This window comes from Micromonospora andamanensis (assembly GCF_016863495.1).
Taxonomy (GTDB): Bacteria; Actinomycetota; Actinomycetes; order Mycobacteriales; family Micromonosporaceae; genus Micromonospora; species Micromonospora andamanensis.
Genome location: NZ_BOOZ01000002.1, coordinates 43,035 through 58,536, shown reverse-complemented (window position 1 = coordinate 58,536; position 15,502 = coordinate 43,035). Strand labels below are relative to the sequence as shown.

General features: G+C 70.3%; 13 protein-coding genes. 2 read left to right on the top strand and 11 right to left on the bottom strand.

The features are described 5' to 3' along the window. Positions 1 to 14: 14 nt before the first annotated feature. The 4 genes from Van01_RS00815 to Van01_RS00800 form a co-directional block, all read right to left on the bottom strand. Positions 15 to 1,028, bottom strand: a complete 1,014-nt coding sequence (locus Van01_RS00815; protein WP_239098796.1) for an expansin EXLX1 family cellulose-binding protein — start codon at positions 1,026 to 1,028, stop codon at positions 15 to 17. Positions 1,029 to 1,082: 54 nt separating this feature from the next. Next, entirely contained in the window at positions 1,083 to 1,388 is a 306-nt protein-coding gene (locus Van01_RS00810) for a hypothetical protein (protein WP_203997857.1), read from the bottom strand. Between the two features lie 101 nt (positions 1,389 to 1,489). Then, positions 1,490 to 2,308 carry an MOSC domain-containing protein gene (locus tag Van01_RS00805; RefSeq protein WP_203997854.1) on the bottom strand — a complete coding sequence of 273 codons (819 nt, stop codon included), beginning with the start codon at positions 2,306 to 2,308 and terminating at the stop codon, positions 1,490 to 1,492. Between the two features lie 4 nt (positions 2,309 to 2,312). Then, the gene (locus Van01_RS00800; protein WP_203997851.1) at positions 2,313 to 3,146 is read right to left on the bottom strand and encodes an O-methyltransferase; all 834 of its coding nucleotides are present in this window, start codon (positions 3,144 to 3,146) and stop codon (positions 2,313 to 2,315) included. A gap of 106 nt (positions 3,147 to 3,252) precedes the next feature. On the opposite strand from Van01_RS00800, the gene Van01_RS00795 reads away from it, so the two are divergent. Next, positions 3,253 to 4,326 (top strand): LCP family protein, encoded by a 1,074-nt coding sequence (locus tag Van01_RS00795; RefSeq protein WP_203997846.1) that lies wholly within the window; start codon positions 3,253 to 3,255, stop codon positions 4,324 to 4,326. Between the two features lie 97 nt (positions 4,327 to 4,423). On the opposite strand, the gene Van01_RS00790 is transcribed toward Van01_RS00795, so the two are convergent. From Van01_RS00790 to Van01_RS00765, 6 genes are all read right to left on the bottom strand, one after another. Next, the gene (locus Van01_RS00790; RefSeq protein WP_203998877.1) at positions 4,424 to 5,905 is read right to left on the bottom strand and encodes a sugar transferase; all 1,482 of its coding nucleotides are present in this window, start codon (positions 5,903 to 5,905) and stop codon (positions 4,424 to 4,426) included. A 144-nt stretch (positions 5,906 to 6,049) separates the two neighbouring features. Continuing rightward, positions 6,050 to 7,267, bottom strand: a complete 1,218-nt coding sequence (locus Van01_RS00785; protein WP_203997843.1) for an endo-1,4-beta-xylanase — start codon at positions 7,265 to 7,267, stop codon at positions 6,050 to 6,052. Further along, positions 7,264 to 8,430: a polysaccharide pyruvyl transferase family protein gene (locus tag Van01_RS00780; RefSeq protein ID WP_203997840.1), complete on the bottom strand. Its 1,167-nt coding sequence runs from the start codon at positions 8,428 to 8,430 to the stop codon at positions 7,264 to 7,266. Before Van01_RS00780 ends, Van01_RS00785 begins: the two co-directional genes overlap by 4 nt. Continuing rightward, positions 8,420 to 9,712: a lipopolysaccharide biosynthesis protein gene (locus tag Van01_RS00775; RefSeq protein ID WP_203997837.1), complete on the bottom strand. Its 1,293-nt coding sequence runs from the start codon at positions 9,710 to 9,712 to the stop codon at positions 8,420 to 8,422. The genes Van01_RS00780 and Van01_RS00775 overlap by 11 nt, the downstream gene beginning before the upstream one ends. Before the next feature lie 73 nt (positions 9,713 to 9,785). Beyond that, positions 9,786 to 10,571, bottom strand: coding sequence for a glycosyltransferase family 2 protein (locus tag Van01_RS00770; protein ID WP_203997834.1), 786 nt, complete (start codon positions 10,569 to 10,571; stop codon positions 9,786 to 9,788). A gap of 107 nt (positions 10,572 to 10,678) precedes the next feature. After that, entirely contained in the window at positions 10,679 to 12,106 is a 1,428-nt protein-coding gene (locus Van01_RS00765) for a class-II aminoacyl-tRNA synthetase family protein (protein WP_203997831.1), read from the bottom strand. Positions 12,107 to 12,502: 396 nt separating this feature from the next. Between Van01_RS00765 and Van01_RS00760 the strand changes: the two genes are divergently transcribed. After that, entirely contained in the window at positions 12,503 to 13,345 is an 843-nt protein-coding gene (locus Van01_RS00760) for a glycosyltransferase family 2 protein (RefSeq protein ID WP_239098795.1), read from the top strand. A gap of 23 nt (positions 13,346 to 13,368) precedes the next feature. Here Van01_RS00760 and Van01_RS00755 read toward each other — a convergent pair whose 3' ends face one another. Next, positions 13,369 to 15,408 (bottom strand): trypsin-like peptidase domain-containing protein, encoded by a 2,040-nt coding sequence (locus Van01_RS00755; protein ID WP_203997829.1) that lies wholly within the window; start codon positions 15,406 to 15,408, stop codon positions 13,369 to 13,371. Positions 15,409 to 15,502: the final 94 nt, after the last annotated feature.

Here is a 15,502-nt window from a genome sequence, read left to right as displayed (position 1 = left end):
CGGTCGCGGCTCGGTCAGCCGCAGCGGGGGGACGGCGCGGCCAGCGGTTCGGCTGCCAGCGCGTCGACGGCGGTCGGCTCGGCCGACGCTGTCGCCTCGACAGTCACCGCTGCCGAAGGCGTCGGCCGGGCGGAGGCACGGGTCGACGCGCTCGCCGACGGCTTCGGACGTGCCGACGGGGTGCCGGTGGACGTGACCGAGCCGCTGGAGCCGCCCCCGTACATCCGCACGGAACTGCGCTGCACCTGGCCGGGTGCCATCTTGATGCCGGTGGCGGTGACCCGGTGGCCACGGGTGTCGGTGACCCGGATCTGGTACGGGCCGGGCCCGGCACCGGAGTCGATCAGCCAGTAGTTGTAGCTCTCCCGAGTGGCCGCCCGCCACTGGCCTGAGCCGCCCTGCCGCACCTCGACCGAGCGCAGCGGGTTGCCGTGGCCGGCGACAAGCACCGCGAACCACCGCTGCGACGCGCCCTCCTTGATCCGGAAGGTGAGCGGACCGGACAGCGGCGGATCGGCGACCAGGCGGTAACTGACGTTGACGATGCCCTGCACCGGGTCGGCGATGCGGGCGAACGCCTCCCGGGACAGGTCGATGTGGCCGGGCGCGCACTCGGGGCACTGGTCCATCACCATGACCCGCACCGTGCCCTTCGGCCCGGTCACGTCGAGGTAGCCACCACAGGCGGCGCCGTCGGCGTACTCGGTGGGGCCGAGCGCGACGTAGCGCCTGTCGGCCGGGGCTGCCGGATAGGAGCAGTTCCCGCCCGCGCCCTTCGAGTCGTAGAAGGTGGCCTTTCCCTTGTGGAGGGTGCCGGCGGCGGGTGGGGCGAGCAGCGCGCCGTCGGCCACCGGCGCGACGCCGGGAGGGGGCGGGGCGGCGCAGGCGGGCGCGGCACCGGACCGCAGGGCGAGGCTGAGCCCGAGGACAGTGGCGAGTGTGGCGACGGCCCCACCAGCCAGCCAACGACGCAGCGGGAAACGCTGAGCCGGGGTCTGGTCGGCGGGGCCGTCGGTTCCGTCGGTCACGTGCAGACATGCTGCCCGAGCGCCGACCGCCGGGACAAGCGAGCTAAGCGAAAGCTAAGACGCGACCCATCTTGACTGCCCGTCGATGGCCAGCCGGCGCAGCGGCTCCACGGCGTCCGGGTGGCTGCGCAGCGCGTCCTCGATCCGGACCCGCCACACGCCGGCCTCGACCAGGTCGCGGCCGTCCTCGGGAGCCGAGCGCAGCCGGTCCCGTGTCTCGCGCAGCGACCTGGCGAACTCCGCGCCCAGCACGCGTTCCACCTCACCTGCGACTCTGGTGAAGCGCTCGTCGTCTTTTACCGCCCCGACAAGCGTCCGGGCCGCGTCCCACGCCACCCGGGGATGATGGATCACCGACATCTCAGACTCCTCGGTCGAGGTCCCCTTCGGTAATCATCTATCCGTCGGGCGACCAGCGGCAACAGGTGTCCATCTGTCGTCGCCGAGCCGTGTCCATCCGGTCAGTCGGCCAGTTCCACCGGGTCGCCGAGCTTCACCCGACCCGCCTCCAGCGGCACCAGGTTGAGTCCGAACAGGAGCTTACGATCGATGTTGCGGTGCCGGGCGAGGGTACGCAGCGGCTCCCGGCCGCGTACCCCGGTCTCCTGGTCGGTGGTGACGACCAGGCAGCGGGCCGACGGGCCGGCGGCGCGGAACCGGACGCCGCCGATGCGCAGCCCGCGCCCGACCCAGTCGTCCTCCGCCCAGGCCGAGGCACCGTCGACCACCAGGTTGGGCCGGAAGCGGGTCATCGGCACCGGTTGCTGGCCGCCCGCGACGAGCCAGTCGCCGAGGGCGGCCAGCGATGCCGTGCTGGTCAACAGCACCGGGTACGCGTCGGCGAAGCTGACCTGGTCACCGGGGTCGTACTCCTTGTCCTCCCGGCGGATGTGCCGGGCCGGACGGGCCAGCCGGACCAGCCGGACCGACCGGTCGAGCACCGCGCCGAACCAGGCGTCGGCGGCCGGGCCGGCGGGCAGCGCGTCGACCCTGAGCACCCGTCGGCGGAACGTCCGCACCGGCATCGCTGTCACGTCGGTCGGCTCGGGCACCAGCAGGTCGGGATGGCCGTCGGCACTCAGCAGCAGCCCGCCGGGGCGCGGCCGGGCGTGCACCCGGACCAGCGACGTGACCTCCCGCTGGGTGACGCCGACCCCCTCGGCGTCGACGAGCATCCAGCGCCGGTCCTCCGCCAGGCCCCACTGTCGTACGTCGGCCTCGTCGTGCACCAGGCCGTGACAGCCCTTCACCGGATAGGTGGTGATCCCGCTCAGCCGCACCCGCTCACCATGCCACGCCGATGCCATCCCCCGGGTACCAGTGGTTCGCCGGGGTCTCCCGGTAGGCGAGGAACCGCCGACCGGTGCGCTCGGCGTGCTCGGCCAGCACATTGGTATGGGTGACGTTGTCGGTGAGCAGCATCGCGCCCGGGGCCAGCTTCGGCTCGACAGCGGCGAACTCGCGCCGCTCGTAGGCCCGGCTGTGGTCGCTGTCGTGCAGGAACAGGTCCACCGGCCGGTCCAGCGCGGTTATCGACTCGACCGAGTCACCGATGACCAGGTCGATCACCTCCGACCAGGGCGCGGTGCGGGCGAGGTAGCCGGCCTCGGGGTTGATGTCGATGGAACTCACCCGGCCGGGATGCCCCTCGGCGGCGTTGCGCAGCAGCGCGGCGGCCAGCACGCAACTGCCCAGCCCCTTGTCGACACCGGTCTCCACGATGTGCTTCGGTCGCCGGGCCCGGACGATCGCGTACCAGCCGATGCGGCGGGCGTACCGGACCTGCTTGTCGGCCAGGCCACGGCGGGCCGCGCCCGCGATTGCCGAACTGATGTGCTCCCGCAGCGCGTCATCCGACTCGATCTCGGTGAGGTACCCCCGGACCTGCTTGACCGGCAGCTCGCAGACCACACTGACGAACCAGGCGAGATGGTTGCGACTGAGCTTGGTCAGCTCGTACGTGTAGTTGTGATGCTCCCGCGAGGCGACAAGCCAGCGGGCTGAGGTACGCAGCACCTTGGCGTCGTGCCGGGCGACGGCGACCAGGCGCTTCGGAAACGCGGCGACGGGGGCGAGGCGGGTGCGGGCGATCGCCCGACGCAGCTTGACGGCATCCACCGCTGCGTTCTACCAGACGTATGGAAACAGTGAAGTAACAATGCGCGCTTCGATACGCCCGGATCCGGGGCCCCCACCGAAACGCGAAGTCAGTAGCATCACCGCCATGTCGAGTGGTGAGCAGGCGGGGACCATCTCCCCGGACGAGACCCTGCCGACGGGGGACACCGACGGTTCGGAGACGACGGGCGCGCCGGCTGGGAAGAAGCGCCGCCGGTGGCTGCGGATCACGCTGATCGTGCTGCTGGTGTTCTCCCTGATCGGCGTGGGTGCGGTGGTGGCGAGCGGCTTCTACCTCAAGTCGGTGGAGTCTGACATCGCGCGGGTCGACGCGTTCGACAGCGTTCCCGAGGAGACGCGACCCGAGGTGGTAGCCAAGGGTGCGCTGAACATCCTGGTTCTGGGCAGCGACTCCCGTGATCCGGAGAGCACCGGTGGTTCGCGGGCGGACACCATCATCCTGGCGCACCTGCCCAAGGATCGCTCCAGCGCCCAGCTCATCTCGATCCCCCGCGACACCTGGGTAGCCGTGCCCCGCTCGAAGGAGGGACAAGGCGGTCGCGACGCCAAGATCAACGCCGCGTACGCCTGGGGTGGCGTGCCGTTGATGGTGCAGACGGTGGAGCAGTTCACGAAGGTACGTATCGACCACGTGGTGATGGTCGACTTCGCCGGATTCAAGGAGATTATCGACGCGCTCGGCGGCATCGAGATCGATTCCGAGAAGGAGTTCACCTCCATCCACCCGCCATTTCGTACCTTCCGCAAGGGGACGCAGCGGATGGACGGCGCGACGGCCCTGGACTACGCGCGCCAGCGCAAGCAGTTCCCGGACGGCGACTTCGCCCGGATCCGGCATCAGCAGCAGGTGATCAGAGCCATCATGGAGAAGGCAACCTCGGGTGGCATCCTCACCAATCCGGTGAAGCTCAACTCGTTCCTGCAGGCCACCTCGGACAGCCTGTCCGTCGACCGGGAACTGTCCCTGCTGGACATGGCGACCGAGAACCGTAACCTGCGCAGCGGCAACCTGTTCTTCCTGACCACCCCGACGAAGGGCACCGGCCGGGTCGGCTCGGAAAGCGTCGTCTTCGCCGACATGGAACGGTCCCGCGCCCTCTACGAGGCGGTCCGCGACGACGCGGCCAAGGACATCATCGCCCGAGCCGATCGGAAGTGACGGTCCCCCGCCCCAGCGGGAGATCGCCCGAGCGCAGCACCAACCGCTCGTCACGGGACGCCCGGCCATTAACGCGGCCGGGTCCGGCGGGCCTGGCTCAGTAGGCACCCCGCCGATCGAGGACCACCCGGACCGTGCGCCACAGAATGCCCAGGTCGTAGACCAACGACCAGTTGTCGACGTAGTGCAGGTCAAGCCGGACGGCGTCCTCCCAGGTGAGGTCCGACCGACCGGAGATCTGCCAGAGCCCGGTGATGCCGGGACGCACCAGGAGCCGACGACGGACATCGCCGCGGTAGTCGTCGTCCTCGGTAGGCAGCGGACGTGGGCCGACCAGGGACATCTGCCCCATCAACACGTTTATCAGCTGTGGCAGCTCGTCGAGCGACAGTGCCCGCAGATGACGACCGATCGGGGTGACCCGAGGGTCGTTCCTCATCTTGAACAGGAGGCCGTCGCTTTCGTTGTGTGCGCGCAGAGCCTCCAGCCGCTGCTCCGCGTCCGTGTACATGGTGCGGAACTTCCACACCTTGAACGCCTTGCCCTGGTGGCCGATCCGGGACTGCCGGAACATCACCGGACCCGGGGCGGTGAACTTGATGGCCAGTGCGATGCCAACCAGCACCGGGCTCAACACGATGAGCCCGAACAGCGCGGCGATCCGGTCGATGAGGCTCTTGGCCAGCAGGGACAGGCCGGAGATGGTCGGTTCCTCGACGTTGAGCAGCGGCAGCCCTTCGATCGGCCGCACGTGGATGCGCGGCCCGGTGACGTCTGTCACCTGGGGCACCACCACCAGGTCGATGCCGGTTCCCTCCAACTGCCAGGCCAGCTTGCGCAACTCGTACGACTCCAGGCTGGCCGGCCCGCAGACGGCGATGGTGTCCGCGCGCAACTGCTGCACCAACGGCACCAGGTCCCAGCCCACGTACACCGGAACGGGAGCGTGCACCCGTTCTCCCGTACGCGGATAGTGCGGCAGGTGGATGGCGACCGGGCGTAGCCCGGCACCCGCGTTGCGGGTGACCACCTCGTGCACGGCCAGCGCGTCGGCCAGCCGCCCGACCAGAAGCACCTTCTGGGAGGCGCGCTGGTTCACCCGGCGGATCCGGCGCAGCGTGATCCGGGCGACGATCCGGACGAACACGGTGTAGACGAGCAGGCCCACGATGATGGCGGCGACCGTGGCCCGGGAGACGTCCTTCTTGAAGCCGAGCGCGAGGAAGGAAACCGCGGCGGCCATGGCGATGTTGGCCCGTACCACCCGGTTGAGTTCCTCGGTGCCGCGGCCGAGGGCCCGCCGGTCGTACGCGCCGGCACCGGCCAGGATCGCCAGCCACAGCAGCGGTACGCCGAGATTGGCCACCAGCGCGAAGGCGCTCACCGCGCCGCCGAGCACCCGATCGTCCCAGAATCCGGCGTCGGCGTCCTGGAACAGGGCCACGACCGTGCGGCTGGCCGCCACCGCGGCGACGAAGTCGAGCACGATCAGGCAGGCCGCGTAGCGGCGGCGCCACTTCGCTCGCGGCGCGACAGGTCGGCCGAACACCGATCGCGGCATGCCGTTGGACGGCGGCATGATCACGCCCAGGTCCGGGTCGAACCTCGGCGAGGGCGCGACGGTCGCCATGATCTGCGTGTGCGCGGACACGTTCTTCCTTTCACCAGCCTCGTCTCCGAGGCAGCGAGGGCGGCGGGGACGGTCCGCCCTGACTTGAGGGGTTCAGTCCGGCGTGGGGCCGGCTCTGGCGGTGCCGGCATGCCGGCTGAGTTCATCGACAAGCGCCAGGTAGGCGGGTTTCGGCGTGAGGTTCGCGTCGAAGAGGCAGGCCGCCCCGTACCCGCGGTGGTAGCCGGGAATCCAGCTACGCGAGTCGGTGAAGCCCCACACGGTGAAGGACACGCACCCGGAGACCGCGAGGCAGGATCTGAGCGCCTGCCGGTAGACCGCCGCCTGGCGCTTGAGTTTCTCCGGTGTCACCGGAAGCTCGACCCGGACGTCGAGCTCGGTGATCGCCACCGACACTCCCACGTCCGCGAAGCGGCGCAGATTTCGGGTCAGCTCCCGAGGCGGTTCGTCCCAGGCGAGATGGCTCTGGAAGCCCACCCCGTCCACCGGGACCCCGTCACGGCGCAGGTCCCGCACCAGCGCCAGCAGCGCGTCGGCCTTCCTGGTACGTCCCTCGATGCCGTAATCGTTTATGAACAGCCGGGCTCCAGGATCGGCCGCGTGCGCCCAGCGGAAGGCGTCGGCGATGTAGCCGGGGCCCAGCTTCCGCAGCCACAGCGTCTCCCGCAACGAGCCGTCCTCGTCCAGCACCTCGTTGACGACGTCCCAGGCCCACACGCGTCCCCGGTACCGCGAGACGACCTCGGTCACGTGGTCCCGCAGTTCCGTCCGGATCCGCTCCGCCGGCCAGTCCGGCGACACCCACTTCGGCATGTCGCTGTGCCACACCAGGGTGTGCCCGTACACCTCCTGACCGTGCCGCTCGGCGAACTCCACAAGTTGGTCAGCGCCCGGCCAGGCGTACACGCCGGGCAGTGGCTCCAGGTTGCGCCACTTCATCGCGTTCTCGGTGGTCACGGCATTGAACTCGGTGCCGAGCAGAGAGCTGTAGGCCGGATCCAGGCTGAGGCCGCGACCATCGGCGGCCGAGCCGATGCGCACTCCCGGTGGCGCGAGTTCCCGGAGCGTCTTACGGCCCGGTGCCGCGGGTTCCGAGGCGACCGGCGGTGATCCGACCACTCCGGCCGGCCCGTCGCCGCGCGCCTTGACGACCAGGGCCAGACCCGTCGCGAAGAGCGCGGCGATCACCAGCACCAGCGACACCAGCACGATCGGCAGGCGGAGGGCCCGGGATCTGCCGGTCGGTGACCGGGCCGGATCAGCAGGTGGTGGCCGGGACACGTCGCGCCGGGCGGAGAGTTGATCGATCACGAGGGGGCCGATCCCGGAAGCGCCCACGGCGCTCGGGTGAAGTTCCATCGGGCCCGCTCGGCGAACTCCTCCCGAGCCAGTCGCGGGGCCGCCTCGTCGGTGAGCAGGCTGGCCAGCACCTTCGTGACCTCGACCGGGTCTTCCGGCACCCGGGTGAGCCGCCGGGAGTCCGGCTGGCCGATCTCGTCCAGGAAGTCGTCGCACTTCTGCTGGTAGGGCACGAGGGCGAATGGAACGTCAGCCAGGTAAGCGAAGACAGCGCCGTGCATCCGCATGTGCAGGCCGAGGTCGCAGCTCTTCATCTCGTCCCAGCACGCGCGCACACCGTCGCGCGCGGTCACCACACGGACATCACAACGCCCGTCCAGGGCACGGCGGAGTCGATCGCTGACCCGTTCGTCGCCGTGAACGGGGTGGGTGTTGAAGACGAACACGGTGACGTCCACAGGTTCCCGGCGGACCAGTTCGGTCACCCCGTCGATGAGCGCGTCCTCGCGGCGCTGCGCCTGCGGGGCAGCGGCTTCGTAGTCGACGCCGAGCAGTGTCACACCGAGCCGCGCCCTGGTGCCCTGCGCCCGCCCGGGCTGCTGCCCGATGCTCTCCCCGAGCGCCTCGGGCAGCAGCCCGGCGAGGTCTCCGGCGGCGACGAGCGTCCCGGGATGTCCCGCACGCCGGAGAAGCTCGGCGGAGGCCCGGTCACGCACCCCGATGAAGTTGATCCTGCGGAGCACCTCCAGTAGACGCCGTTCGGCCGAGGCTGAGAGGAACGGCCCGACGGAGACGCCCACGGCCGCCATCGGATGCCCGGAGAGGCGGGAGAAGAGGGAGAACAACCGCTTCTCGCTGAGCGGCCCCATGTCCCGGAAGACCGAACCACCGCCGAAGACGACCATCGAGGAGTCACGCAGCAGCGTCGCCTTGTTCAGCACCCAACCCATCCGGTCCGGAATGCTGCGGGACCGGTACCAGCGCGGGTTCATCCCGGTGCTCTCGGGCGGCAGGTCGACCATGGGCGGGGCCGCGAACACGGGCCGCTCACTGCCCCAGTACGTCCGACTGGCCCAGTCGGTCACCAGGCAGAAGGCGTTGTCGCCGACGTTCTCCATGCCGTAGTAGCCGACGACGAGCGGCCGGCGAGCGGCGGGATCGGCTTCAGGACGCACTCGGACTTCCCCTCGTCAGACGTCGGCGCAGATCGTGCCACGACGGCAGGTCCCCGCCGCGCACCACGTGGCGCCGGGCCGTGACCCAGAACAGCACACAGAGCGCGCCTTCGGCCAGCACAGTGGCGGAAGCTGTACCCCGCACCCCCCACATGGGAGTGGCCACCGCGAGGGCGGCCAGCAGCACCAGGGCACCGATTCCCTGGTGGACCACCTTGCGGCGGAGCAGCCCGCCGCTGGTCAGCAGCGCGGCTACGGCGGCTCCGCCGAACCGGAAGGGTACGGCGAGAGCCAGCACGGCCAGTACCGCGGCGGTCTCCCCGTACCCGGGGCCGAGCAGGATCGGCAGCAGTTGACCGCCGAGCGCGATCAGCCCCGCGACCAGGATCCCGAGCACGACCATTCCCGAGGTGCCGAACCGGTAGGCCAGCAGCACCGCATCCCGGTCGCCGTGGGCCCACCGGTGCAGCTTGGCCAGAAAGTACTGCTGGTAGACGACGCGCGGGACCAGGTACGCCGCGGTGATCACCGCCATCGGTACGGCCAGCAGAGCCGCGGCCTCGGGACCCAGCACCTCGGCTGCGACGATGGTGCCGAGATAGATACCCAACAGGTAGAACACGTTGCCCAGGACGAACGGGGTGGCGGCCGTGACCACCCGACTCAGCGGCACGTCGGTGATCGCGGCAGGTGCGGTGTCCCGATGCCCGTCCAGCGGCATCGTGCCGGCGACGAAGGGTCGCATCACCGCGATGCAGGCGACCACGGTGAGCAGTGCGACGGCGGCGTAGCCAGCGGCGACGGCCACCACGGACAGTCCGGCGGCCCAGCTGGCGAGCGCCACGAGCACTCGTCCGACGTGTGGTGCGACCTGAAGCACCGACAGCCCACGGTAGTCGCCGCGCAGTTGTTGCGCCGAAGCCACGAGGGTCAGCCCGACCTGGGCGACGATCACGCTGGTGAGCAGCGCGCGGACCGACGTGGCGGCAGGGTCGGAATTTCCGGCGAGGCTCCACACGAGCGCCGCGGCGAGCACCCCGACGCAGAGGCCCGCGACGAGCCGCAGCGACGGGCGTACCCACCGTCTGGCTGCGTGGCCCTCCAGACCGAACCGTTGCAACCACAGCTCGGAGACGCCGAAGACCACAAGCGGCGCGGCCAGCGCCATGACGGCCAGGGCCGCGCTGAACGTGCCGAAGGCGCTCTGCGGAAGGGTGCGAGCCAGCAGGATCTGGGTGCAGAAGGCGGCAACGGTGACGCCGACCTGACTCAGACCCAGCATGCCCAGGTGTCCGAGGATCCGGACGAGCCGGTTCGGGGCGGCACCCGGCCGTGGTGGGTCACCGGTCAGTCGATCAACGGCCGAGGGTGACAAGCCACTTGCCCGTCTCGCTCAATGTCCGCAGTGCCTTGATGGCCAGCCCCACCCCGGGCCACCGCACCGGCCGGTACATCTCGATCAGGCGGAACCAGAAGACCAGACCGGCGAGTCTGCCCCTGGTCACGTTGCCGTCGTGCCTGTGGAACCGGACGATGGGATGGGCCAGGTGACAGGGGTGCACCCCGGACTGCAAGGCTCGTAGCATCAGCTCGATGTCCTCGAAGAGCCGGAAGCTCTCGTCGTAGACACCGATCCGGTCCAGCAGGCGACGATCGATTGTCGTACCTGAGTGCTTGAACGGCAGCCGAGGCCGCGTCAGGACTCCGATCAGCATCCGCCGCGCCGAGGCGTACTCGGGTAGCCGGATCAGCCGGCCGGAACCACGGCTGACCTCGGTGTAGTCGGCATAGACCCAGCTCCCGCCGGTCTCGGCGAGCAGCCGGTGCAGTTGGGCCAGTGCGTCAGGGGTCAACTCGTCGTCGGAGTCGAGGACGGTGAGGTACCGTCCCGTCGCGGTGCGCAGGCCCAGGTTACGCGCCTCGGCGATGCCGGTGGGGGGCTGCGTCACCACCCGCACCCGGTGGTCCCCGGCGACTTTCGCCTCCGCCAGCACCGTCGTCACCGGCGTCCGCGAACCGTCGTCGACGACCACCAGCTCGAAGTCTTCGAAGGTGTTGGCGAGTACGCTGCGCACCGCGTTGACGAGCAACACGGCGCGGTCGCGCACCACGATGCAGACCGTGAAGGTCGGCTGCACCACAGCTGCGCCTCGGCTGTCAGGGTCGTCGCGTTCCGCCGTCTCGTGCACAACGTCGCGGAGCTGCTGATTCTGACTGTGCCCGCGCACCTGGGCGGGCGATGGCGGCCTCACGCCGCCGTCGGCTCGGTCATGGGCGAGGCCTCCCCGGCATCGTCCTGCTCAACGGGGGCGAGTGCGAGTATCACCATCTGTCCGAAGAAGAAGAGCCACAGGAAGTACGGGTACGCCAGCGGTTTCTGGGTCAGGCCGAAGATGACCAGCGCCCCGAACAGCACCATCAGCGCCACCCGGTGCGAGCGGTCCGAGCGGGCACGCACGACGCGGTACACCGTCACGAGGACCGCCACGGTCACGATCACGCCGACGAGTCCCCAGACCACCATCAGTCGCAGCAGGTCGTTGTGCATGTCCCAGGGCTCATAGCCGAACCCGAAGAGCCACACGTCGACCGGGGCGCGGCCGAGAATCTCCACCACGTCGTTCCAGATCGCTCCCCGACCGTGCATGAAGGTGTCGGAACGTACGTCGAGAGAACCGACCTCGGTGACGACGACCTCGGCCCGCCGCCAGATCGCGTCTCCCCAGAGCACGCCGGCCAGGGCGGCGACAGCGGCGAGTCCACCGCCGACCAGCAGCACACCCCGCCGGTTCACGTCGCCGCGGCGGCGCGCCGTGACCAGCGCACGCACGCGTTGCAGCTCGAACGCCGCGACGATCAGCACGAGGCAGAGAATGGTGAAGCGGTGCAGCGACACGACCCCCGTGGCGACGAAGAGCCCGATCAGTCCGTACCGCACGGCGGCGGGCACACCCATCCGCTCGCCCAGGACGTAGATCAGGAAGACCGAGAACATCAACAACCGGCCGAGTGACATCGGGTGGAAGTAACCACCGGAGGCTCGACCGATCTTCTGCCATCCGGCCAGTTCGAAGTGGAAGGAGTAGGGGATCACCTCGGCGACCTGCAACCACGCCAGAACGGAGTGCACTATCGCACCGATCACCACCACTCCCGCGACGAGCGCGAGACGGCGTACCGGAAACCAGTCCCGGCGCAGCAGCATCAGGCCGATGAGAGCGAGCGGGGCGAACCCGACAAGCAGTCGGACCGCCTCGGCGGGTATCGCAGCCGTCGGCTCCTGGGGCGGCCCGTAGATCGAGTATCGCCTGACGTCGAAGGCCGCCAGCAGATCAGCTCGGGCGTTGACGGCCAGGTAGCTCACCGCCGAGAGGACGAGCAGCAGCCCGATCCCCGCAGCCATGAGCAGCAGCGGTCGGGGTGGCAGCCGCCGGGAGCCGAGTGCGAACACACCGAGAGCGGCCACCATCAGCACGGCTCCCAGGGCGGTGAGCAGTGCACCGAGGTCGAGGCCGCCTCCCCGGCCCTCGCCGATGTCGAGCAGGGGTTTTACCGCCACGAGCACCAGCGCGGCGGTCGTCAGGTTACGTGCCAGCCGCAGATGCGCGGGTGCCGAACCGTCCTGGCCCGGCTGCCGGGACCAGGGCCTACGGGCCGGAGCGGTCAAGCTTCCCATGCGGGTGCGTCTCCCATCAGTATCCGCCGCGGTGACGACGGGGGACTGGGAGCTCGACATCGACGCCCACTGTGGTCGGCCCCCGCCCGGCCCCGGAAAACACGAGGACGATACCAGCGGGCCAACGGTCCACGGTGTCCCGCAGATTCATCCGGACGGCTGTGATTGGCAGCACAGTCAGGACGCACTCCGGGCAAGCCCGGATTCACACGGGCAAACCGTCGTACGGCAATGCCCAATGGGGACCTGTCACGCCGGCGCCTGCTTGCGACCTGACGATCGGCTCCGGCAAGCTTGACGGCCGTGCGTGCCGGCAGGTGACCGGGACGCACCTCCACCAAGGGTGATCCGCCGGCCGATGTGGCAGGTGGCGCCCTGCATCGACGGGTGAGACTGGTGACGAGCCATGAGCGACCGATGATCAGCGTGGTGATCGCCGCGCACAACGAGGCCGCGGTGATCGGCGGGTGCCTGGACGCGCTGCTGGCCGATGCCGCGCCCGGCGAGCTGGACATCGTGGTGGTGGCCAACGGCTGCACCGACGACACCGCCGAGGTGGCGGCGGCGCGCCCGGGCGTACGGGTGATCGAGGTCGCCGAGCCCGGCAAGGCCCACGCCCTCAACGTGGGTGACGCCGCGGCTCGCGGGTTTCCCCGGGTGTACCTCGACGCGGACGTGGTCCTCTCCCCTGGCGCGCTGCACGCGATGGCGGCGGAACTCTCCGCCGGTGACCGGCCGCCGTTGGCGGTGACGCCCCGCCGGGCCATGGTGACCGAGCATCGGCCACTCGCCGTGCGGGCCTACTACGCGGTCAACACCCGACTCCCGATCTTCGCCGACGCACTGTTCGGCAGGGGTGCGATGGCGGTCTCGGCCGCCGGCCGGCAACGCTTCGAACGCTTTCCGGAGCAGATTGCGGACGATCTTTACCTCGACTCACAGTTCAGCTCGGCGGAGAAACGAGAGGTCAGCGCCGCGACGAGTTTCGTTCAGGCACCCCGGCGCACGGGCGACCTGGTTCGCACCCTCGCGCGGGTCCGTGCCGGCAACACCATGCTGCGCGCCAGCCACGACGGGATCCGTGCCTCCGTGCCGTCGTCGTGGCTGCGGGATGTGGTGCTTCCCCGACCGTGGCTCGCGCCCGCGTCGGTGGTGTACGTGACGATCACCCTGCTGGCCTCGGTACGCGCCCGTCGACATCCGCGTGACGCCTGGGGACGGGACAACTCCACCCGCTGACGACCCCTGGCTGCGGCTGCCGCTCAGTACGTGGATCGACGGCGCAGCACCAGTACCGCCGCGCCGACCAGTCCGACCACCAGCGCACCGCCGAGCCCGGCCAGCAGGATCGGCAACAGGTTTGACGACTCGGACGAGTCCCGCTCGAGCCGGCTCCTGTCGATCGCGTTCTGTCGGTACGCCTGTGCGACGAGATTCGCCGGTGACGCCTCGGCCACCGCGTTGAACTGTGCGACCGCATCGTCACTCCGGCCGGCGAAGAAGGCGTCGAGGCCGCTCCGGTAGGCCCGGTCGGCATCGGCGAGCTCGTTCCGGACATCCGTCCCGTCGAGCAACCCGGAAACGGCGGACACCGGTACCAGTGCCCGGTTGGCGCCACCGTTGGCAGCTCGATCGTTGTCGATGACGCCGACGACCCGCCCCTGGGTGTCGATGGCGATGCCGCCATGCGAGTAGATGCCGAGGTCGTCGTTGACCCTTGCCACCTCGACGGTGCCTTGCTTTCCGGTGCTCGACACCTGGACCTGCTTGGCCTCGACGGTGTAGGTCGCCGCCCGGAAGTCGCTGTCGCCCGTTTGGTAGCCGATGAGCAGCAGAGCCGTACCGGGCCCGGGCTTGGCAGACGGGTCGAGTTCCGCCGTCGGCAGGTCGGACTGCGCGAGCTTGAGCAACGCCAGGTTGCCGCCGTCCGCGGCGAGGACGTCAACCAGTTGCGCGGGCACCGCCGGGTTGGCGGTCAGGTCACCTCGTGCGATGTTGAACTGGGCGAACACCTGCATGGCCGGGTCCACGTCCGGCTGATTGCCGGTGAAGGTGGTGGTTGCCATCTTGCTGCGGACGTAGCCGTCCAGTTCGGCGGCGGAGAGCTTGTTCTGCTCGATGAGGATGCGCCCGAGCGTGTACAGGGCGCGTTCACGGGCGACCTCGGCGCTCGGCTGGACGCACTGACCATTTGTCACCACGTGACCGTCCGGGTTGGCCACGAACCCGCTGCACCGCCGCTTGAACGTCACGGGCGTCGCGCTGAGGGGCACGTTGGACTTGGCTTCCCGCACGAATCCGGTGAACACCGCCTCCACGAAGACGAGCGAGGGCGCCGCGATCGCCAGCGCACGCTCCTCTGGGCTGTACGGCGCGACCTGGGCCCACGGCTTGATGCCCGGGTTGACCTGTGCGGGATTGGGGAAGCTGCTGCCGGAGCCTTCGGCCCCGGTCGGTGCCGTCTGCGGTGGCTCCGGGTCATCGTCGCCGGTGAGCGCCCAGACGGCGGCACCGGTACCGACGGCCGCCACAAGTGCGAGCGCTGCGACGGCGGCCCAGAGGCCGGTGCGTCGCTTGGGTCGGGCCGAGGGTTGGATCCGCCGCACCGGCGCGGTGAACGGGTCCAGCCCGAAATCGTCGCTGGCCGTGCCGGGGCCGGGTGAGATCGGCGCGCCGGAGACCGGACCCGAGGTGGGCGGCTGGATCGGGGCCGCAGGGCCGTGCCACGGCGTGTGCGGCGTCGCGGCGATCGGCCCGCCCTGGCCAGGACCAGGAGCACCCGACACCGACTGAGGGCCGCCCGACACCGGCTGCGGCGGACCCGACACCGGCTGCGGCGGACCGGAGACCGGTTGAGATGCCCCGGAGACCGGCTGCGGTGGGCCGGAGACGGAGACCGGCGGACCGGAGATCGACGCAGGCGGGCCGGACACGGACTGCGGAGCACCTGACACGGGCTGGGGCGGCCCGGACACCGGCGCGCCGGCGGGGGGCACTGGCTGGTAGTCGACGCCGAGGGCCCGGAACAGCTTCTCCGCCGCCGGGCCGGCCTCCGCCGGGTACGCGACCCAGGGCGCGGCGGCCGAAAAGTCCGCGTACGTGAAGGGCGAGCCGCCGGCAGCCTGGGCGAGACTGTTGGCGGTGCCGGCGAAGGCCTCCCGCCAGCCCGGAGCAGCGGCGACCGTGGCGTCGAGGACAGCCACCGTGACGAATCGGCCCTGCCCGTCGACGGCGGCCCAGGCCTTCCCGACCGGTGACCCACCCAGCATGTGGGTGTACCGGTAGGGACCGTCCGGCTGCATGTCCCACTCCTCTGCTCGACCGCCGATCGGGATCCTATCCACCCGGCGCTCGCCGCCTCGCCGGCCGGGCCCGCAGCCCGGCGACCGCCGTCAT